This window comes from Christensenella timonensis (assembly GCF_900087015.1).
GTDB classification, from domain to species: domain Bacteria; phylum Bacillota; class Clostridia; order Christensenellales; family Christensenellaceae; genus Christensenella; species Christensenella timonensis.
This window is the reverse complement of sequence record NZ_FLKP01000001.1, coordinates 229,174-248,091: the sequence shown is the minus strand read 5'-3', so window position 1 is coordinate 248,091 and position 18,918 is coordinate 229,174. Positions and strand designations below refer to the sequence as shown.

19 protein-coding genes are annotated in these 18,918 nt (G+C 52.3%); 12 read left to right on the top strand and 7 right to left on the bottom strand.

Translation table 11 applies throughout. The features are described 5' to 3' along the window. Positions 1 to 26: 26 nt before the first annotated feature. The gene (locus BN6471_RS01160; protein WP_330384439.1) at positions 27 to 1,583 is read left to right on the top strand and encodes a recombinase family protein; all 1,557 of its coding nucleotides are present in this window, start codon (positions 27 to 29) and stop codon (positions 1,581 to 1,583) included. A gap of 86 nt (positions 1,584 to 1,669) precedes the next feature. Here BN6471_RS01160 and BN6471_RS01155 read toward each other — a convergent pair whose 3' ends face one another. Both BN6471_RS01155 and BN6471_RS01150 read right to left on the bottom strand, forming a co-directional pair. Then, positions 1,670 to 2,185, bottom strand: coding sequence for a ferritin (locus BN6471_RS01155; protein ID WP_066644737.1), 516 nt, complete (start codon positions 2,183 to 2,185; stop codon positions 1,670 to 1,672). Positions 2,186 to 2,296: 111 nt separating this feature from the next. Next, positions 2,297 to 4,516: a bifunctional metallophosphatase/5'-nucleotidase gene (locus BN6471_RS01150; RefSeq protein ID WP_066644735.1), complete on the bottom strand. Its 2,220-nt coding sequence runs from the start codon at positions 4,514 to 4,516 to the stop codon at positions 2,297 to 2,299. Positions 4,517 to 4,684: 168 nt separating this feature from the next. On the opposite strand from BN6471_RS01150, the gene BN6471_RS01145 reads away from it, so the two are divergent. From BN6471_RS01145 to BN6471_RS01135, 3 genes are all read left to right on the top strand, one after another. Next, entirely contained in the window at positions 4,685 to 5,266 is a 582-nt protein-coding gene (locus tag BN6471_RS01145; protein WP_066644734.1) for an NUDIX domain-containing protein, read from the top strand. Beyond that, positions 5,263 to 5,553: an ArsR/SmtB family transcription factor gene (locus BN6471_RS01140; RefSeq protein ID WP_066644733.1), complete on the top strand. Its 291-nt coding sequence runs from the start codon at positions 5,263 to 5,265 to the stop codon at positions 5,551 to 5,553. The genes BN6471_RS01145 and BN6471_RS01140 overlap by 4 nt, the downstream gene beginning before the upstream one ends. Positions 5,554 to 5,697: 144 nt before the next feature. Next, the gene (locus tag BN6471_RS01135; RefSeq protein WP_066644731.1) at positions 5,698 to 7,662 is read left to right on the top strand and encodes a heavy metal translocating P-type ATPase; all 1,965 of its coding nucleotides are present in this window, start codon (positions 5,698 to 5,700) and stop codon (positions 7,660 to 7,662) included. A gap of 48 nt (positions 7,663 to 7,710) precedes the next feature. Here BN6471_RS01135 and BN6471_RS01130 read toward each other — a convergent pair whose 3' ends face one another. From BN6471_RS01130 to BN6471_RS01120, 3 genes are read right to left on the bottom strand one after another with little or no spacing between them, the layout of a single operon-like run. Continuing rightward, positions 7,711 to 8,202 carry a hypothetical protein gene (locus tag BN6471_RS01130; RefSeq protein ID WP_066644729.1) on the bottom strand — a complete coding sequence of 164 codons (492 nt, stop codon included), beginning with the start codon at positions 8,200 to 8,202 and terminating at the stop codon, positions 7,711 to 7,713. A gap of 9 nt (positions 8,203 to 8,211) precedes the next feature. After that, the gene (gene cobT / locus BN6471_RS01125; RefSeq protein ID WP_066644724.1) at positions 8,212 to 9,261 is read right to left on the bottom strand and encodes a nicotinate-nucleotide--dimethylbenzimidazole phosphoribosyltransferase; all 1,050 of its coding nucleotides are present in this window, start codon (positions 9,259 to 9,261) and stop codon (positions 8,212 to 8,214) included. A 3-nt stretch (positions 9,262 to 9,264) separates the two neighbouring features. Beyond that, entirely contained in the window at positions 9,265 to 10,653 is a 1,389-nt protein-coding gene (locus BN6471_RS01120; protein ID WP_066644884.1) for a glycine--tRNA ligase, read from the bottom strand. A 276-nt stretch (positions 10,654 to 10,929) separates the two neighbouring features. Between BN6471_RS01120 and BN6471_RS01115 the strand changes: the two genes are divergently transcribed. Then, positions 10,930 to 11,250: a CpXC domain-containing protein gene (locus BN6471_RS01115; RefSeq protein ID WP_066644723.1), complete on the top strand. Its 321-nt coding sequence runs from the start codon at positions 10,930 to 10,932 to the stop codon at positions 11,248 to 11,250. Between the two features lie 214 nt (positions 11,251 to 11,464). Further along, a complete protein-coding gene (locus BN6471_RS01110) occupies positions 11,465 to 12,100 on the top strand; it encodes a recombinase family protein (RefSeq protein ID WP_066644722.1) in 636 nt (211 codons plus the stop codon). On the opposite strand, the gene BN6471_RS01105 is transcribed toward BN6471_RS01110, so the two are convergent. Together BN6471_RS01105 and BN6471_RS01100 are read right to left on the bottom strand one after the other, a co-directional pair. Next, positions 12,097 to 12,600, bottom strand: coding sequence for a TspO/MBR family protein (locus tag BN6471_RS01105; RefSeq protein WP_066644721.1), 504 nt, complete (start codon positions 12,598 to 12,600; stop codon positions 12,097 to 12,099). The two genes, BN6471_RS01110 and BN6471_RS01105, sit on opposite strands and share 4 nt — an antisense overlap. Positions 12,601 to 12,628: 28 nt before the next feature. Then, entirely contained in the window at positions 12,629 to 13,123 is a 495-nt protein-coding gene (locus BN6471_RS01100) for a TspO/MBR family protein (RefSeq protein ID WP_066644720.1), read from the bottom strand. Between the two features lie 193 nt (positions 13,124 to 13,316). On the opposite strand from BN6471_RS01100, the gene BN6471_RS01095 reads away from it, so the two are divergent. The 6 genes from BN6471_RS01095 to BN6471_RS01070 all read left to right on the top strand — a co-directional run bounded on the left by BN6471_RS01095 (position 13,317) and on the right by BN6471_RS01070 (position 18,904). Further along, positions 13,317 to 13,946 carry an ECF transporter S component gene (locus BN6471_RS01095; RefSeq protein ID WP_066644718.1) on the top strand — a complete coding sequence of 210 codons (630 nt, stop codon included), beginning with the start codon at positions 13,317 to 13,319 and terminating at the stop codon, positions 13,944 to 13,946. Beyond that, on the top strand, positions 13,947 to 14,708 hold the full coding sequence (locus tag BN6471_RS01090; protein ID WP_066644716.1) for a type III pantothenate kinase: 762 nt from the start codon (positions 13,947 to 13,949) through the stop codon (positions 14,706 to 14,708). It begins immediately after the preceding gene. Positions 14,709 to 14,721: 13 nt separating this feature from the next. Then, complete coding sequence (locus BN6471_RS01085) at positions 14,722 to 15,993, top strand: homoserine dehydrogenase (protein WP_066644714.1); 1,272 nt, start codon at positions 14,722 to 14,724, stop codon at positions 15,991 to 15,993. 25 nt (positions 15,994 to 16,018) lie between these two features. Beyond that, positions 16,019 to 16,360, top strand: coding sequence for a cupin domain-containing protein (locus tag BN6471_RS01080; protein WP_066644712.1), 342 nt, complete (start codon positions 16,019 to 16,021; stop codon positions 16,358 to 16,360). Between the two features lie 12 nt (positions 16,361 to 16,372). Further along, the gene (locus tag BN6471_RS01075) at positions 16,373 to 16,939 is read left to right on the top strand and encodes a LemA family protein (protein WP_066644710.1); all 567 of its coding nucleotides are present in this window, start codon (positions 16,373 to 16,375) and stop codon (positions 16,937 to 16,939) included. A 66-nt stretch (positions 16,940 to 17,005) separates the two neighbouring features. Then, positions 17,006 to 18,904, top strand: coding sequence for a DUF2207 domain-containing protein (locus tag BN6471_RS01070; RefSeq protein ID WP_066644708.1), 1,899 nt, complete (start codon positions 17,006 to 17,008; stop codon positions 18,902 to 18,904). The last annotated feature ends 14 nt before the right edge of the window (positions 18,905 to 18,918 follow it).

Sequence of the window (18,918 nt, the reverse complement as noted above, 5' to 3'; positions counted from 1 at the left end):
CCCCAAAGGGGTTAAGGTAACGCCGTTTGTGTGCGTATTCAGTTTTTAACACATTCCCTGTCTATCCGCTGTCCGCAAAACCATTGATTTTATTAGCTTTTTGCCGCTATCGCTATCACACCTCATTATTTGACCGCCCCGGCTTCAATGCTATGCTGGAACAGGTCAAGGCGGAAAATGTGTCCACTGTTATCATCAAGGATATGTCGCGGTTTGGACGGGACTATCTGCAAGTGGGGCTGTATACGGAGGTTCTTTTTCCAGAAAAGAATGTGCGGTTTATTGCGATCAACGACGGCGTAGACAGCGAGAAAGGCGACAATGATTTTACACCGTTCCGCAATATCATCAACGAATGGTACGCCAAAGACACAAGCAAGAAAATCCGCGCGGTCATGAAATCCAAAGGACAGGCGGGAGAATACCTTTGCACCAATCCGCCCTACGGTTACTTCAAAGACCCCAACGACAAAAAGAAGTGGATTGTGGACGAGGAAGCGGCAAATGTGGTTAAAAAAATCTACCGCCTTTGCATGGACGGAAACGGCCCGACACAGATTGCGCGAATACTCACAGAACGCAAAATTTTAACTCCCGCCGCATACTTCCAAAGTCAAGGAAGAAGTTATCCGGTCATAGTAGAAAACGGGCGCTGCGCGTGGGTGGCCGATACAGTAGCATACATTCTCGAACGCAAAGAGTATACAGGCTGTATGGTGAACTTTAAGACTTACAAAAAGTCATACAAGAGTAAAAAGACTTTATTCAATCCAGAGGAAAAGCAGCTTGTATTCGAGGGTACACACGAAGCGATCATTGAGCGCGAAACATGGGAAAAGGTACAGGAATTACGCCGCCACAAACGCCGCCCGACCAAGACAGGAAAAAGTAATATGTTCGCGGGGATAGCGGTGTGCGCGGACTGCGGTTCCAAGATGTACTACTGCACAACGAACCAGTTTGAAAAGCGGCAAGATTTCTTTGTCTGTTCCGCTTCCCGTAAAGCAATGGACAAATGCGAGGCACATTATATCCGTGCGGTTGTTCTGGAAGAAATGGTTTTGCTTCACCTGCAATATGTATTGGATTATGTTGCGCGTTACGAGCAACAGTTTGTACGGTGTATGGGCATTTCACAGGCAAAAGAGTACAAAAAAGCGACGGCATTGAAACAAAAGGAACTCGCAAAATCTCAAAGGCGTACCCATGAACTGGACGTGTTATTCAAGAGAATGTATGAGGATAACGTAACAGGCAAACTCGCAGATGAACGGTTCTTCACTCTTTCGCAGGATTATGAGAAAGAGCAAAAAGAGTTGCGGGAAAAGACTGTTGCCTTGCAAGCAGAACTGAACGAACAGGAACAACAGGTGACGGACATTCAACGTTTTGTGACGAAGTGCAGGAAGTATGTTCGATTGAAAGAACTCACCCCAACAATCCTCAATGAACTGGTGGACAAGGTATTTGTCCATGCACCTGTTAAAAATGGCGGAAAACGAACGCAGGACATTGAGATCGCGTATAACTTTGTGGGGATTTTGCCGCCGACTACATTCACCCAAAACGAAGAAACGGCATAGCGGAAAACCGCTATACCGTTTCAAATACTCATACTGTCTTATGCAGCCGCCACTAAAGGGCCTGCTCTTTTTGTATTTGCCTGTTTTCAGGTTGTCGCTTGTACGGCGGGCGTATAAACGCGCGCGGCTGCTTCGGCGTCCATGTACAGGATACCGGCTTCGCTGTTGTTTGAAATCCGCAGCTTCTCGATCAGGCCGGAAGCATTCTCCTCTTCCTCTACCTGTTCGTTTACATACCACTGCAGGAAATGCTGCGTTTTGAAGTCGCGTTCGTCCATGGCGGCGCCCATCAGGTCGTTGATCATGCCCGTCACCTTTTGTTCATGTGCCAACGTTTTTTCAAAGATGTCCATCGGAGAAGTGAAATTCGTGTCCGGCGCTTCGATCGCCAGGAATTCCGCATTACCGCCTACGCGCAGGACATAGTCCATGATCATCTTGGCATGGTCGCGCTCTTCCTGTGCCTGGACGGTATACCAGTTGGCAAAGCCGTTCAAGTTCTTGGATGTAAACCAGGCAGCCATAGAAAGATAGAAATAAGCCGAAAAGAACTCGTTCTTCATTTGCTCATTGAGCATGGATTCCAATTTTTTACTGATCATTTCAGTACCCCCTATTGATTTGATATATTTATGATACCCTAAAGCGCAGTGCGTAAAAGAGTTTTGAAACCGATATCGTGATGAGGATCAACGCATCGTTACGTCCGCTTTTCATTTCTTAGCCTGGCTTCCTTTCTTGGTGATCAGGAAAAAGATCACCCATGCAATGAAGACGGCAAAAATAACGAAAATGCCCAAAGAATAAGGCTGTTCCGGTGAGGGCAGTTCGTAGCTGGTCGCCGCATTGAGGAGCTTGGAATTGATCAGGTAAGTAGCCCCCGCCTGTGCGGGAAAGACGATGGAACCGTCAGCCATGACGGTAACGCCCTCCTCGTCATAGGGCAAGATGTCATTGTTGACGTCATAATAATAAATATAAACGGTGCTGCCCGGCTCGTACGCGCTGCCTACATATACCTGCATATAAACGGAGGAAGGGATGGTTTGGTTGTCGCTTAAATCAACAAAGAAAGCGTCCTTGTCGGCCGTAGAAGCCCGCTTTTTGTTGGGCGGCGTTTTTTGGGATACATCCGCTTCAAGGCTTACGTTGCTGGGAGAGTTTAAGGTGGAGCCGTCAAAGATAAAGCCGTAAGGGTAAGCGCCGTCCACTGTGAACACGAGGTTACGGTCCTGCCCGATCAACGCATAGAGGATATTTTCCGGCACCATGGCGGGCCGGGTAAGGGCGACATGAATGTCTACGGGAACCGCGACCAGCAGCTTGGAAAGGACATCGTCCGCATCGAGGATCTGTTCCAGCAAAACGAACTGTGCGCCCTGCGCAGTATCCTCAAACATTTCTTCGGAAGAATTTTTGAAATAATTGCCCACCGTTTCATACAGCGTATGGTATTCACGGATCAGGGGCGATGTAAAGCGATAGCCGAGGTCGCCGTTGTAAAGGTCATCCGTTGTGGCGACGGTGAACTGGTCGTCGTCTGAGATTTCCACGCCGTCCCTGGTAATGGATTTAACGCGCCCCGCATAACTGCCGTCCGCCGCCAGGTATTTTTCAGCAACGACATGGATCCCCGAAAACTGTACAAAATCCTCGAGGCCCAAAACCATGTGCGCATTCAAGATGCCCTTCAGTTCGGCCCCGGAAACGGTGGTGGTGACAACATAACTCCCGGAAGGCAAAGCATTGTTGAGCTCCGCAGCCGTGATATCACCGGAAGGGATGGAGGTGCGCACTGCCCTGCCTGCAAACAGCGCAATATCCGCGCCCGTTTCAAGAAGCATGGCGTCTCCTACCATGGTCGTGAAGTTGGTGGGGCCGGTATAGACAAATTCACTCTCCCCGTTGAGGAACACAGGGGTATAAGAAACCGGGCGCTGCAGGAAAGTTTGCTGTTCCTGCGCATAGGTGCTGATGACGGAACCGATCTTTTTGTCGGCAGTCACATTGGCCACGCTTTCCGCGTCCACAGTAAAGGTAAGGATACCCATGATATTGCCATTCTCGTCAAAATTCATTTCGACGACGCCAAACGCCTCAAGCGCGCTGCCCGCCTGTACGATAATAGGGGTCTGCCCCGCGATGTACCCAGGATAATCGGTATAGCCGTTGGGGTATAGGGCATGCGAATATCCGTCAATGACAAGGTCGATCCCCGTTACATGCGTAGCGATATCCACACTGGATGGGTCGGAATTCTGGCCCGTGCCGAGGTGGGTGAGCGCGATCACCGCGTTCACGCCTTCCTGCCGCATTTCATTGACGGCCTGCTGCGTCTTTTGGTATAGGAGCTCGCCGTTCAAAATATCCACGCCCTTTAAGTTGTCCGCATCCGCACCGTCCATCGCAGTCGGGGAAGAGATCCCCAGTACGCCGATGGCCACGCCGCCGGTTTTATAGATATGGTAGGAATCAAAAACAGGCAGCCCATCCTGCATGATATTGACGGACAGGGCATCCGCGCCCGAAGCCTCGGCCAGCTTTTCCAGCGTGGGCAGCCCATAGCTTAGGTCATGGTTGCCGGGTACGAAAGCATTGTAATCCAGCGATTTCATGATTTCAGCAATGCTTTGCCCCTTGCTCAATGTGGCAAAGGTATTGCCGTGGAACGCGTCTCCCGCATCGAAGAGGAGTTTACCGTCCGCCTCGTCTTGCTTGATATAGGTCGCAAGCCGCGCATATCCGACAGATTCGGGCGTTACATCGGCATTGCCTTGCACATCGTTCGTATGGTATATCTTGACGGTGGAAGCAGGCTCCGGAGGGGCGGGCGCCTGTATTTCACCTGCCGGCGCGGCAAACGCGCCTGCCGGAAAAATCGCTATCGATAACAGTACAGCCAGCAGCATGGCCGGCGCTTTTTTATTCCGCATAAAAGCCTCCATTGAGATTCCTTCACATTATAACAAATATCCGTATCGTGTGCAATTGGAACAGCGGGGATAGATTTCCTGGGAGGAGCGTGATAAAATAAAGAAAGGTCGCTTACAGGCATGCCCATAAAAAGGGTGCGGGGCGACGGGAAAAGGAGTATGGACTGTATGGATTTGGATGAAATGAGAGAGACGGCGCTCTCGTCGGAAACGATTTATGACGGAAGCATCATCAAGGTGGAAAAAGATACGGTACGCTTGCCGGATGGGAACACCTCCATCCGCGAAGTGGTGCGGCATCCCGGCGGGGTGAGCGTATGCGCGATCGATCACGACCTGAATGTATATTTTGTCCGCCAGTTCCGCTACCCGTTTGGGGAAGTCCTTCTGGAGCTGCCGGCCGGCAAAATCGATAAGGACGGTGAAAATCCTTATGACGCGGCAATGCGCGAACTAAAAGAGGAAACGGGACTGGTGGCAAGCGACTTGGTTTCCCTGGGGCAAATCTATTCCAGCGTCGGGTTCTGCGACGAAGTGATCCACATGTATATGGCAGTCAATATTGAGCAGCAGGAGCAATGCCTCGATGAGGGGGAATTCGTCAAAGTGGAAAAAATGCCGATCGCCACGGCCGTACAGATGGTGATACGCGGAGAGATCACGGATGCAAAGACCGTTGCCTCCCTTTTAAAGGCATATATTATTTTGGATCAGCTGCAGCAGCAGTATGAGGAGCAGGCGCAGGTATGATGAAGCAGAGCAGGGAAGAACTGGACAAAATGAGCCAGATTTTTAAGATGCTGAGCGACCAAAACAGGCTGCGGATCATTTTTGCCTTGCATGGTACGGAGGTGTGCGTAGCCTGTCTTTGTGAACAGCTCGATATGGAGCAGTCCGCAGTGTCCCACCAGTTGAAGAACCTGAAAGCGGCCCGCCTCGTGAAAAGCCGCAAAGAAGGCAAAAATGTGTTTTATAGTTTGGATGACGCACATGTGCTGCACATCATAGACCAGGTGCTGGAGCATATCCGGCACTAAAACCAGCAACATGAATCATTCGGGCAGCCTAAAAAGGCTGTCTTTTTTTACTTTTTTTCAAAAAACAGTTTACAGCGAGTGCGGATATGGTATAATACATATGAACAAATGAACATATATTCATATGATTGGAGGACAGAGGACATGAAACATGGGCATCATGGGCACGCAGAGCATATGGAATGTGCATGCGAAGCGGGTATGCAGCACGATTCCGCGCATGGGAAGCACGACCATGGGAACGGCTGCGCTTGCGGGCATGAGCATGCGCATAACCAGGAAGAATCTAAAACTTACCTGACAAGGATCATCATAGGGGCGGCGGTCTTTGCGCTGGGGATCATCCTGCAAAACACGGTAGACCTGCCCGAATGGATGCGTTTTGCGATCTTTTTTGCCGCATATCTGGTATTGGGCATGGGCGTATTGATCACCGCCGGGAAAAACATTGCCAAGGGGAAAATATTCGATGAGAATTTCCTGATGACAGTGGCAACGATCGGCGCGTTTCTATTGATGGATTACGCCGAGGGTACGGCGGTCATGCTTTTCTACCTGGTTGGTGAAACGCTTTCCGACCTTGCGGTCGAGCGGAGCAAAAAGTCCATCACTAAATTGATGGATATCCGGCCGGATTATGCGAACCTGAAGCAGGGGGAAACGGTAATGCGCGTAAGTCCGCAGGATGTGAAGATCGGCGATACGATCGTAGTAAAGCCGTTTGAAAAGATACCGCTGGACGGCGTGGTACTGGAAGGTACGTCCGCGCTTGACACAAGCGCGCTCACAGGCGAAAGCATGCCGCGCGAGGTTGCGGCTGGGGACAGCGCGCTTGCGGGCAGCGTCAACGGCGGCGGCCTCCTGTCATTGCGCGTGGAGAAAGAATTTGGCGAATCCACGGTCGCAAAGATACTCGACCTGGTGGAGAATGCGGGAAGCAAGAAGGCCCACACGGAAAAATTCATCACGAAGTTTGCGCGTTACTATACGCCCATCGTATGTGCAGGCGCGCTCGTTGTAGCGGTGATCCCGTCTTTGGCAACGGGGGACTGGGCAACATGGATATACCGTGCGCTGCTGTTTCTGGTGATCTCGTGCCCGTGCGCGCTGGTGGTCTCCGTACCGCTTACCTATTTCAGCGGCATCGGCGGGGCTTCCAAAAAAGGCATCCTGATCAAGGGAGCGAATTACCTGGAAGCGTTGACAGGAGTCAGGGAAGTGGTTTTCGATAAGACGGGAACGCTCACCAAGGGTGAGTTCGCTGTCAAAAAAGTGTTTGCGGCTGATGGCGTATCGGAAGAGGAAGTGCTGGAAAGCGCGGCGGGCGCAGAGCTGAATTCCTCACATCCGATTGCAAAATCAGTACTGGCAGCTTATGGAAAAGAGGCGCAGGAATTAAAGGATTACCGCGAGGAAGCAGGGTATGGCGTGCGTGCGGCCGACGAAAATGGACAAGAGATCCTCGCCGGCAATGCAAAACTGATGCGGCGCGCGGGTATCGGCTTTGCGGAGGTGAGCGAGCCGGGCACGGTGCTGTATGTGGCGCGGGGCAAAAAGTTTTTAGGCAGTATCCTGATCGCCGACCAGGTGAAGCAGGATGCACGGGCGACAGCCCAGGCACTGCACGGCATGGGGGTAGGCACGGCAATGCTGACGGGAGACGCAAAACGGATCGGCGAAGCGGTCGCAGCGGATATTGGAATCGACGAGGTCTATACGGAGCTGCTTCCACAGGATAAGGTGGAGGCGCTGGAAACAATCAGGCAGGCAAAGGGGAGCACCGCATTTGTGGGCGACGGCATCAATGATGCGCCCGTCCTTGCACGCTCGGACGTAGGGATCGCGATGGGCGGCGCGGGAAGTGACGCGGCAATCGAGGCGGCGGACGTAGTGCTGATGACGGACGAGCCGTCAAAAGTAGCGGATTCCATCCGCCTGTCGCGCAAGACACGGCGCATCGTATGGCAGAACATCATATTTGCGCTTGCCGTCAAGGCGGCGTTTATGGTGCTCGGCGTAACAGGCATTGCGGACATGTGGTGGGCGGTGTTCGCCGACGTAGGCGTGACGCTGATCGCGGTTTTAAATGCGCTGCGGGCAATGAAATAAAAGGCAAACAAAAAAGGAACCGCTAGAAGGCGGTTCCTTTTTGTTTGATCAGCGGAAATGCCGCGCGGCAATATAATAGACGACGCAGGTCGCGCCGCTGCAAATCAGCGCAGTCGCCACGATCTGCCGAAATTCAAATGAAGCAAAGGTGATGTTCTGCATATAGACGCGGGCCATCAGCGTACAAAAAAACGCGGTGACAATGATCTGGCCCATACAAAGGGCAATTTTTGCAAGATGGTATTGGGATTCGATATTGTCGGCGGTGATTTTGACGGGATAACGGAACAGCCGCGGAAACCGCGAGAGCAGGAACAGCCCTCCGCACATACCACTGCCCAGCAAAAAAAGCAGAAACAGAGTAAATTTCATACCAAACGCCGTGACCAGCCCGCCCGTCTCTGAAGGGACGGGCGGCGGCGAGGGCAGGATCGCTGCCGTCAGCGAGAAAAAAACGATCAGGCAAATGATACCCGCAAAGGTAAACCATTCGAGTATATACCGCCAGATACGCAGCGTTTGTATATTCCTGATCTTCATGCTATTCCCTTATTTCCGTAAATCGACAAACCCGGAAGCGTCGATACTTCCCTCCTCGAACGTCCCCATGTCTTCCAGAATACGCAGCGAAGCCTCCAGGATCATAAACATCAGGGGGCAGCCGCTTCCTTCGCCGAGCCGCATATTCAGCATGAGGGCGGGCGACAGGCCGAGCGCTTTTACGATCGGCAGATAGCCCTGCTCTTCGCTTTGGTGGGAAGCGAACATATAGCTTGCGCTCAACGCTGCGAGCCGCTGTGCGCACAGCGCCGCACAGGCGGAGATAAAACCGTCGATCACGACGGGGATCTTATAATGCGCACATGCAAGGTACGCGCCCGTCATGGCGGCGATATCGAGCCCGCCCACCTTGGAGAGTACGTCGACCACATCGTGCGGGTCGGGATTGTTGGTTTCGATCGCACGTTCGATTGCCGCGATTTTCCGTGCATAGTGTTCATCGGTGATGCCCGCGCCCTTGCCGGCGAGCTTATCCACCGGTTTTTTTAGCAGTACGGCCGCAACGGCGGCAGTGGTGGACGTATTACAGATGCCCATCTCCCCAAGGCCGATCACGTCGTAATCCGTATGTGCGTATACCGCGTCATATCCGGCTTTGATGGCTTTTTTGCACTGCGAGAACGTCATTGCGGGTTCCTGCGTTATGTTGTTCGTACCGTGCATCACAAGTGCGTCGATGAGGCCTTTGCGCCTTATCGGCTGCGCGATACCGACATTGTAGACAAATACTTCCGCGCCTGCGAGGGAAGCAAGTGCGTTGACGCCGGCTGTACCGTTCACGATGTTGACCGTCTGCATAGGGGTCACCTCCTGCGGGACAGGGGTGATGCCTTCCTCGTATATCCCGTTGTCCGCGGCGAATACAAGCACGCACCGCTTGGTAAGGGAGCCGCCCATATACCCACGGATCCCCGCCAGTTGTACGGCGTATTCCTCCAGCTTACCCAGGCTGCCCAAAGGTTTGGATAAAGAATCGATCCGCTCGCGGGCGGCGATCATCGCATCTTCGTTAAGCGGCAATACGTCAGAATAATCCATAGGCTAGAACTCCATTTTATCCTGCAGGAATTTGAGCACGCCCTCCATAGGAATGCGCTGCTGCTCCATCGTGTCGCGGTCGCGTACGGTGACGCAATTGTCATCTAAAGACTCGAAGTCCACAGTGACGCAATACGGCGTACCGATCTCATCTTCGCGGCGGTAACGCTTGCCGATGGAACCCGCAAGGTCGTAGTCCACGTTCAGGTGTTTGGAAAGGTCGGCAAACAGTTTGTCCGACGTTTCCGATAATTTTTTCTGCAGGGGCAGCACGGCTGCCTTAAAGGGCGCGAGCGCCGGGTGCAGGTGCATCACGATACGCGTATCGCCGTTTTCCAAAGTTTCCTCATCATATGCCTCGCACAGGAACGCAAGTGCAACGCGGTCCGCACCCAGCGACGGCTCGATACAGTACGGTACATATTTTTCATTGGTGACCGGATCGAGGTATTCGAGGCTTTCGCCCGAATGGTTCATGTGCGCTTTCAAGTCAAAATCCGTACGGTCGGCAATACCCCACAGCTCGCCCCAGCCGAAGGGGAAGCGGTATTCGATGTCCGTCGTGGCATTTGAATAGTGCGACAATTCTTCGGGGGCATGGTCGCGCAGCTTCAGGTTATCGTCGCTTATGCCCAAATTCAGCAGCCAATTATGGCAATAATCCTTCCAGTAATTGAACCATTGGAACTCTTCCTTCGGATCGCAGAAGAACTCCAATTCCATTTGTTCAAATTCGCGGATACGGAATATAAAATTCCCGGGCGTAATCTCATTGCGGAACGACTTGCCGACCTGCCCGATACCCATGGGCATTTTGCGGCGCGTCGTACGCAGTACGTTTTTAAAGTTGACGAAGATGCCCTGTGCGGTCTCGGGGCGCAGGTAGATCTGCGCGGCCGTATCCTCGTTTACGCCCTGGAATGTCTTGAACATCAGGTTGAACTGGCGGATGGGCGTAAAGTCTTTTTTGCCGCACGACGGGCACACAATGTGCTCTGCGATAAAGGCTTCCATCTCTTCCTTGTCCATCGCCTCCACGGGGCCGATGTTGAGGCCGTTTTCCGCGACATAATCCTCGATCAGTTTGTCGGCGCGAAAGCGTTCCTTACAGCTCTTGCAGTCCATCAGCGGATCGTTGAAGCCGCCGACGTGGCCGGATGCGACCCATGTTTCCGGGTTCATCAAAATCGCTGCGTCAAGGCCCACGTTATATGGACACTCCTGTACGAATTTCTGCCACCATGCGCGCTTGACGTTGTTCTTGAATTCAACGCCCAGCGGGCCGTAATCCCACGAGTTCGCCAGCCCGCCGTAAATTTCCGAGCCGGGGAATACGAAGCCGCGCCCTTTGGCGAGCGCTACGATCTTATCCATTGTTTTTTCCATTGTGATCCCTCCCAAATTTCGGTAAAAAAAAACTTTCGATCCCTCAAGTGCAGGGACGAAAGATACTTCCGCGGTTCCACCCTGGTTGGCTTATAAAAGCCCTCCTTCATTCAGCCTGCGTCCAAAAAACCGGGATGCCAACCCCGAAAAACGCAAAATATTCATTTCTGTAAGCATTATCATAGCAATTTTCAGGGAAAAGTTCAACTGTTTTTTTACCAGATATGCTATACTGTAAGAAACGGTACATCAAATATATACAGGAACCGAAGGGAGAAACGAATGCGGCTTTACGGAATCATTACGCTGGGGGCGACCGTCGTCATTATAATTGCCTGCGTAATCGCGTATTGTGTCATACAAAGAAAACGTCATTTTCTCTGTCCGCGCTGCGGCACGCGCTTTAAGGTATCGGGGCTGAAATCTTTTTTTGTCTCAAGACAGGGGACGGACAGGATGCTGACCTGTCCGCACTGCGGCATAAGCATATATATGGAAAATATTCACGATGAAGATTACCGCAAGGAGCTGGAAAACGAAAAGCGGACACAGCAAACGGGAGAAGGCGGGCAAACAGGGGATCGGGAACAGGAAGAAGAATAGTATGCGAAAAAGCCGCTGCATGTACAGCGGCTTTTTTTATGGGAAAAGCACACGAAAAATGATTGATATTGCCGATTCTTCCTCTCTGTGCTATGATAAATCGTTCCGACTGAACAAAAACTTTCCAGCTTTTTTCAAAGCATGAAAAATCAGTATTATTTTAACAATTTATACCATTTCATTTTAAGTCGTTTAGCAGGAGGAAATAAGCAAGATGGAACAGGTCATTTGGGGTTATGTACGTGTATCGACAAGGGATCAGAACGAAGACAGGCAGATGATCGCGATGAGCGAATTCGACGTGCCGAAGGATCATATTTATATGGATAAGATGAGCGGCAAAGATTTTAAGCGGCCGGCCTACCGCAAGCTGCTGAAGCGGATGAAGGAAGGGCATTTGCTCGTCATCAAAAGCATAGACCGCCTGGGGCGCAACTATGACGAGATATTGGAGCAGTGGCGCGTCATTACCAAGGAAAAAAAGGTGGAAGTCGTGGTGCTGGATATGCCGCTGCTCGATACCCGGCAGGGCAGGGACCTGACGGGTACGCTGATCGCGGATATTGTGCTCCAGCTGCTGTCTTATGTCGCACAGACGGAGCGCGAGAACATCAGGCAGCGGCAGGCGGAAGGCATCGCCGCCGCAAAATTGCGCGGGGTAAAATTCGGACGCCCGCCCAAGCCCGTGCCGCCGGCCTTTTACGAACTGCGCAGGCAATGGCTCGACCGGGAGATCTCGTCCAGGAAAGCGGCGTCGTCGATCGGTGTCGCACAGGATACCTTCCTGCGCTGGGTGCGTATCAAGCCGGAAGCTGAAGGGACAGGCGGACTGGCGGCGGGCGAATGCTAATTGAGCACGATCACGGAAACATTGAGCACCGTCGCGATACACAGCCATACCAGGTAAGGGATCAGCAAATACATACTGATCCGGCAGGAAAAGCGGACGTTGCGCATCAGGATAATGAGATTCACAATGAGGGCGGCCATGACAAACAGTGCGGGCAACGGTTCCTGCATGATAAAAAATACGGGTGACCACAACGCGTTGAGCACGATATTGACCACATAACCTGCAATGACGCTGGCGGAGGGCCTGCGCTGCGTGACGGCGAAGGCAAAGGAAACCGCGAGCAGGATATAGAGCACTGTCCATACAATGCCGAAAACAGGAGGCGGGGGCTGCAGCGGGGAGAGGGCCAGCGACTGATACCACGGGGTATCCGTCTGGGTCGAGAGCCCGGCGATCACTGCACCGGCAGCGGTTAAAAGCACGGCAAAAAACGCTTTGAGACGGTTGGCGTTTTTTTCGCGTTTTCGTTCTTCCATTTGGTAAGTCATGATAAACATTAGTATTATCCACCCTTTTCAAAAAAAATTAGTTGAGCGCGATGATTGCTGCGTTCAGGTAAGTTGCAAAAGCGATCCATACGAGATACGGGATGATCATGTAAGACGCCTCACGACTGATTTTCCGTACGTTCCGCAGAAGGATCGCGGCATTCACAAGGGTCGCGGCGGCGACCAGCAGCCCGGCAAGCGGGCTTTGCAAAAGGAAAAATGCCGGAGACCACATGGCGCCTAAAAAGATATTCAGGATATAGCCGATATGGACGCCCTTCGTCATTTTGGGATTTAAGATAGCCAGAACAAAGGAGGAACCCATGAGGACATAAAGCGCCGTCCAGACAATGCCGAAAACGACGTAAGGCGGATGGACGGGAGACAAAACAAGGCCTTGGAACCACGCCGAATCGGTCTTTAATGACATCAGCGCGAGGCCGGAGCCTTCGCCTGTGGCAAAAATAGCGACGATGACTTGCCATATTTTTTTCTTGTCCATTGCTTCCCCTGTGATCGGATTGTGCAGCACCTGTATCCCTCCTTTTTATAATTTTGCGAATTCCTTGCCAAAAGACGCGGAATACTGATATAATAACTTCATGATGAAAAGCGGATTCCGACGGCATTTTGATACACCAAAAGCCGTACGGGCAAACACCGCGCTTCATTAAATTTTTACTGAGTAGGGTATTCGCGCAAGCGAAACGCAAGCGGAGGTAGTTATGAAAACAAAGACACGGACATTGACTTTGATGGCGATCCTGATAGCCATCATGCTGCTGATGGGATTTGTGCCCAACCTTGGCTTCATCATGATCGGCCCGGTTTCCATCACCTTGATGTGTATCCCGGTGATCGTGGCGACGATGGTGCTCGGGCTTAGGACAGGGCTTGGTATGGGCGCGCTGTTCGCACTCATCAGCGTTGTAAAGATGTTTACCATGCCGGACGCGTTTTCCGCGCTGGTCGTGGATGATTTTGGAAAATACGGTTTTTTATATATCATCAGCCTGGTTGTGCCCCGCCTTCTGATCCCGCTCGTGACATGGGGCGTGGGCAGGGCGATACGCACGAAAAAAGAATATGTGAATTTAGGGGCCGCGTCACTTTTGGGGTCGCTTACCAATACGGCGGGGTACCTGCTTTTGGTAGGGCTCGCACTTACGCCGCTTGTCTGCTCTCTTTATGGGGTAGACCCCGCCGGCGCAGTCATCGTGATCTGGACGATCGTCCTCACAAACGGCCTTCCGGAAGCGATCGCGGCAACGCTGATCTGTCCGCCCATTATACGGGCGCTCAAAAAGGTCGTGCCGCGGATCGGCGCAGCAAAACCAAAGGAGATAACCGGATAAATGATCTTTGTACTGGATGTAGGCAATACGAATATAAAATGCGGCATGTTTGAGGATGGGGTGCTCATCCATTCGTTCCGCATGGCGACGGATATCGAGGCGACATCCGACCAGTTTGGGATACGCATGATCGATTTTTTCCGTTACCTGGGGCATGTGCCGCGGGACATTGACGGCGTGATCATTTCCTCCGTCATCCCGTCCATCAACTATACGCTCGACCATATGGTGCGCGAGTATTTTAAGAAAAAGCCAATGTTTGTGGGGCCGGGCATCAAAACGGGTATCAATATCAAATACGATAACCCCAAGGAACTGGGGACGGACAGGATCGTAAACGCGGTCGCTGCGTACGAGCTTTTCGGCGGCCCGGTGATCACCATCGATTTTGGCACAGCGACCAGTTTTGGCGCGATCTCAAAGAACGGGGATTTCCTCGGCGGGGCGATCTGTCCCGGCATCAAGATCACGTCGGAAGCGCTCACCGTCAATACGGCAAGGCTGCCGCGTATCGAGTTGATGCGTCCGGAAAAGACCATCAACAAGTCCACTGTCACCGCCATGCAGGCGGGAATCATTTATGGATATGTGGGACAGGTACAATATATTGTAGGAAAGATGAAATCCGAGATGGGCGGCGCGAAGGTCGTGGCGACGGGAGGCTTTTCAGAGCTGATCGCGCAGGAAACGGATTGTATCGACGAAATCATACCAACGCTAACGCTGATTGGTCTGAATAAGATTTATATGAAGAATTGCTGAAGGAGTAAAGGCGATGAAAGAGGTAAAGGTTGCGATCCTCGGAATGGGGACGGTCGGCGGCGGGATCTACCAGCTGATCGAAAAAGAGCAAAAGAATATTGAGCATAAAGAAGGGATCCGTTTAGAGGTCAAAAAGACACTTGCCTTAAATTATGCGGTGGATGTGCCGGAGGAAAAAAAGGCTAAGGATATCGGGGAGATCATAAACGATCCGGAGATCACGGTGGTCGCGGAGGTCATGGGCGGGCAGCACCCGGCCAAGGAATTTATCATTGCGGCTCTTGAAAGCGGCAAGACGGTCGTTTCGGCGAACAAGGACATGATCTCGCAAAACTGGCCGGATTTGGAAGCGGCGGCCAAAAGGGGAAAGGCCGGTTTTTATTTTGAGGCGGCGGTCGGCGGGGGCATCCCCATCCTGCGTGCGTTGCAGGATTCGATGCAGGCAAACAGCATAGACCGGATCTACGGCATCGTCAACGGTACGACGAATTACATCCTGACAAAAATGGACGACGAGGGACGTGATTTTGAAGACGTCTTAAAGGAGGCGCAGGCGCTTGGCTATGCGGAGGCAAACCCCACGAGCGACGTGGAGGGGTATGACGCACGCTACAAGCTTTCTATCCTGGCGTCGATGGCGTTCCATGCGCGCGTGCCTGTGGACAGAATCTATTGCGAAGGAATCACGAAGATCACGAAGCTCGACATCGAGATCGGACGGGAGCTTGGATATGTCGTCAAGCTGCTGGCGATCGGCAAAAAGGCGGCGGACGGCACGATCGAAGTGCGCGTACACCCGACGATGATCTTAAAGGATCATGCGCTCGCCAATATCAAAGGGTCTTTCAACGCGATCTTTATCAACGGGAGCGCCGTGGGGGAGATGATGTGGTATGGCAAGGGCGCGGGAGACTTTCCGACGGCCAGCGCGCTCGTATCGGATATGGTCTATGCCGTACATCACGAGCCCAAATATGCGACGTTTGAAAATACGTACGAAGCGGATCAGGTGCAGTTCAACGACGACTGGATCACGGAGTACTTTATCCGTACGACGGTACAGGATAAGCCGGGCGTGCTTGCAAAAATCGCGGGAATATTGGGAAAACACGATGTGAGCATCGAAAGCGTGATCCAAAAGGGCGCGAAAAAGGGAGAGACAGACGCGCCGCTCATTTTGGTGACGCATAAGGCGCACGAGAAAGACCTGAACAAAGCGATCGAGGAGATCAAACAACTGGATGCCGTGGTAGATGTGCCAAGCTGTATCCGGGTGGAAAAATAATCGAAAACAAACGGAGGTAAAGAAAATGGTACGCAAAGAATTGATTAAAAAGGATTTGGTGAAGTGCTGTGACGGCAATGGCGTCGCGCATGTCTCTTACTGGCTCTCCGATGAAGAAAACAGTCCCAACATGAACATGGTGGCGACGCTCACGATCGCGCCGGGCGATTCGGTGGGCGACCATACGCACACCGGGGAAGCGGAGCTTTATTATATCCAGAAGGGTGAAGGCGAGTACCACGACAACGGCAAGAGCTATACCGTGGTGCCGGGCGACGTAGTGATCTGTTATGATGGGGATTCCCACGGGATCATCAGCACAGGAAACGAAGACCTCGTGTTCCATGCGGTCATCGTTGCAAGCTAAAGGAGAACATTTATGACGTGGTTATGGATATTGATTGCAGTTGTTGTGGCGATTGTCGTGATCATCGTGATCTGGTACATCGTCGCCTACAACAATTTCATCAAAATGAAAAACAGCATCGAGGAGGCGTTCGCCACCATCGATGTATACCTGAAAAAGAGGTTTGACCTGATTCCCAACCTGGTGGAAACGGTCAAAGGGTACGCGGCGCATGAAAAGGGTACGCTGGAGCAGGTAACGGCGGCGCGCACAAACGTTGCAAATTCCACCACGACCGAAGAAAGGCTGCAAAACGAGAATATCCTCACGGGTACGCTGCGGAGCCTGTTTGCGGTTGCGGAAGCCTATCCGGACCTGAAGGCGAATACGAATTTCCTTGATTTGCAGAACCAGCTTAATATGGTGGAAACGGATATCGCGAACGCGCGGAAATACTACAATGCCAATGTGAGGATGTTTAACACCAAGCTGGAAACATTCCCCACCAACCTGATCGCGCGCAAATTTAAGTTCACCAAACAGCCGATGTTTGAAGTGGAAAACCAGCAAGAACGTGAAAATGTGAAAGTACAGTTCTAGACGGCAGAGGAAACGGGGACAAAACAACCGTCCCCGTTTTCCTTTGCAGGAAAGATGGAGAGAAATATGATAAAGAAGTGGATTGTCCTGTTCGCGGTCGTGCTGGCGATGCTGTTTCCGTCGTTTGCATCCGCTGCGGATACGAAATTCGAAATACTGGATTACAACAGGGAGATCACCGTCCATGAAAATAACACCTATGAGATCCGGGACACGATCCGGGCAAATTTTATTGCGCCCGGGCAGCACGGACTTAGGGTAGATATCCCGACCCGCTCGGAAGTGGTGCGCGTTTCAAACGGACAAAAGTATACCAATACCTATAACCTGAAGATCACGGATATCTATGCGGACGGGCAGATCGACACGGAAAAAGACGGCGATATGCTTTCGCTCTATCTCGGCGATCCGGATGTAACGGTGTCGGGGGAACAGACCTATAAATATGGGTATACGATGGATGCGGGGGACGACGGGACGAGCGCTTTTGACGAGTTTTACCTGAACCTGATCGATTCGCAGTGGGCGGCGCCCATCGACCATTTTTCATTTACGATCCATATGCCGAAGGAATTTGACGCCTCAAAGGTAGGCTTTACGACTGGCCAGAAGGGCAATGCCGGGTATAACCAGGACGCGGTGAGCTATCAGGTGGACGGGACGACGATCACCGGGGAGATCACCCAGACGGTAGCGCCGTACGAGAGCTTCACGATCCGTGTGGAACTGCCGCAGGGTTATTATGTAGGCGTACGGACAGCCGCGGACGGCATCATGCCGTGTATCTACATCGCCCTTGCGGTCTTTGCCGCCGTGTTGGTTTTGGCCCTGACTTCCGGAAAACGGAAGAAAGAAATCAGGACAGTCGAATTCAATCCGCCGGAAGGAATGAATTCTGCGGACGTGGGCTTCATTATCGATGGAAGCGTTGAAGACAAGGACGCGGTGTCCCTGCTGATCTACTGGGCGGACCAGGGCAATATTTCGATCATACAGGAAGACGAAAAGAAGCTGGCGTTCGAGAAATTGGCAGAATTGCCCGCCACGGCCAACGATTATGAGCATATCCTGTTTGACAAGATGTTTGCCGCGGGCAACCGGATCAGCATCACAGATATGCAGTATAAATTCTCATCCACGATCAGCGCGGTGAAATCCCGCATCAAGGATAAATACGAAATCCCGGAGAACCGGGTATTTACCAAACGCTCGCAGGGCGTCGCAAAGCTGGTGGCAGCGCTGGCAGCAGTACCGGTGGCGCTGATGGTCGGCACCGCGATCTATGCAAACAGCTTTGAAACCTTTCCAGCTGTGTTTGCCGGCGTGATCGCCTGGCTGTTCGGCTGGGTCATCACCTCCGCACTGTGCAGCAACGTATATAAGATGAAGTCGGAGAAGCTGCTGACAAAGACAGGGGCGATGATCGGCTGGTCGATCGGGTTTGCGATTTACCTTGCCATAGCCTGGCTGTTCAGCTGGGAGGCTTTTGGCCTTTGGTTCCTGATCCCGGCGGCCTGTACGCTTATAAGCGCGATCCTTGCCCCGACGCTTCGGCGGCGGACAGACCGGGGGGCGCAGTGGGCGGGCCGTATTCTGGGACTCAAGCACTTTATCGAGACGGTGGAGGCAGACAAGCTGAAAATGCTGGTGGAAAGCGACCCGCAGTATTTTTACCATATCCTGCCGTACGCATATGTTTTAGGCGTAACGGACAAATGGGCAAAACAGTTTGAGAGCATCGCGATCGAACCGCCAAGCTGGTATTATGGCTATAACGGTTCCGTCTTTACAACGATCTGGTTTGCCAGCATGCTGAACAATTCGCTTTATTATACGCAGCAGAGGATGGTCATGACCCAAAATTCCGGCAGTGGTTTCGGCGGCGGAATTGGCGGTGGCGGCGGCTTCGGCGGCGGCGGATTTTCCGGCGGCGGGATCGGCGGCGGTGGCGGCGGTTCCTGGTAAAAAAGATTAAAAAA

Excerpts from the sequence above, each read along its gene's own strand:
- BN6471_RS01080 (WP_066644712.1), top strand. The coding sequence starts at position 16,019 with ATGGTACGCAAAGAATTGATTAAAAAGGATTTGGTGAAGTGCTGTGAC.
- cobT (WP_066644724.1), bottom strand. The coding sequence starts at position 9,261 with ATGGATTATTCTGACGTATTGCCGCTTAACGAAGATGCGATGATCGCC.
- BN6471_RS01135 (WP_066644731.1), top strand. The coding sequence starts at position 5,698 with ATGAAACATGGGCATCATGGGCACGCAGAGCATATGGAATGTGCATGC.
- BN6471_RS01115 (WP_066644723.1), top strand. The coding sequence starts at position 10,930 with ATGCGGCTTTACGGAATCATTACGCTGGGGGCGACCGTCGTCATTATA.
- BN6471_RS01140 (WP_066644733.1), top strand. The coding sequence starts at position 5,263 with ATGATGAAGCAGAGCAGGGAAGAACTGGACAAAATGAGCCAGATTTTT.
- BN6471_RS01150 (WP_066644735.1), bottom strand. The coding sequence starts at position 4,516 with ATGCGGAATAAAAAAGCGCCGGCCATGCTGCTGGCTGTACTGTTATCG.
- BN6471_RS01105 (WP_066644721.1), bottom strand. The coding sequence starts at position 12,600 with ATGTTTATCATGACTTACCAAATGGAAGAACGAAAACGCGAAAAAAAC.
- BN6471_RS01130 (WP_066644729.1), bottom strand. The coding sequence starts at position 8,202 with ATGAAGATCAGGAATATACAAACGCTGCGTATCTGGCGGTATATACTC.
- BN6471_RS01155 (WP_066644737.1), bottom strand. The coding sequence starts at position 2,185 with ATGATCAGTAAAAAATTGGAATCCATGCTCAATGAGCAAATGAAGAAC.
- BN6471_RS01085 (WP_066644714.1), top strand. The coding sequence starts at position 14,722 with ATGAAAGAGGTAAAGGTTGCGATCCTCGGAATGGGGACGGTCGGCGGC.
- BN6471_RS01090 (WP_066644716.1), top strand. The coding sequence starts at position 13,947 with ATGATCTTTGTACTGGATGTAGGCAATACGAATATAAAATGCGGCATG.
- BN6471_RS01075 (WP_066644710.1), top strand. The coding sequence starts at position 16,373 with ATGACGTGGTTATGGATATTGATTGCAGTTGTTGTGGCGATTGTCGTG.
- BN6471_RS01070 (WP_066644708.1), top strand. The coding sequence starts at position 17,006 with ATGATAAAGAAGTGGATTGTCCTGTTCGCGGTCGTGCTGGCGATGCTG.
- BN6471_RS01095 (WP_066644718.1), top strand. The coding sequence starts at position 13,317 with ATGAAAACAAAGACACGGACATTGACTTTGATGGCGATCCTGATAGCC.
- BN6471_RS01110 (WP_066644722.1), top strand. The coding sequence starts at position 11,465 with ATGGAACAGGTCATTTGGGGTTATGTACGTGTATCGACAAGGGATCAG.
- BN6471_RS01145 (WP_066644734.1), top strand. The coding sequence starts at position 4,685 with ATGGATTTGGATGAAATGAGAGAGACGGCGCTCTCGTCGGAAACGATT.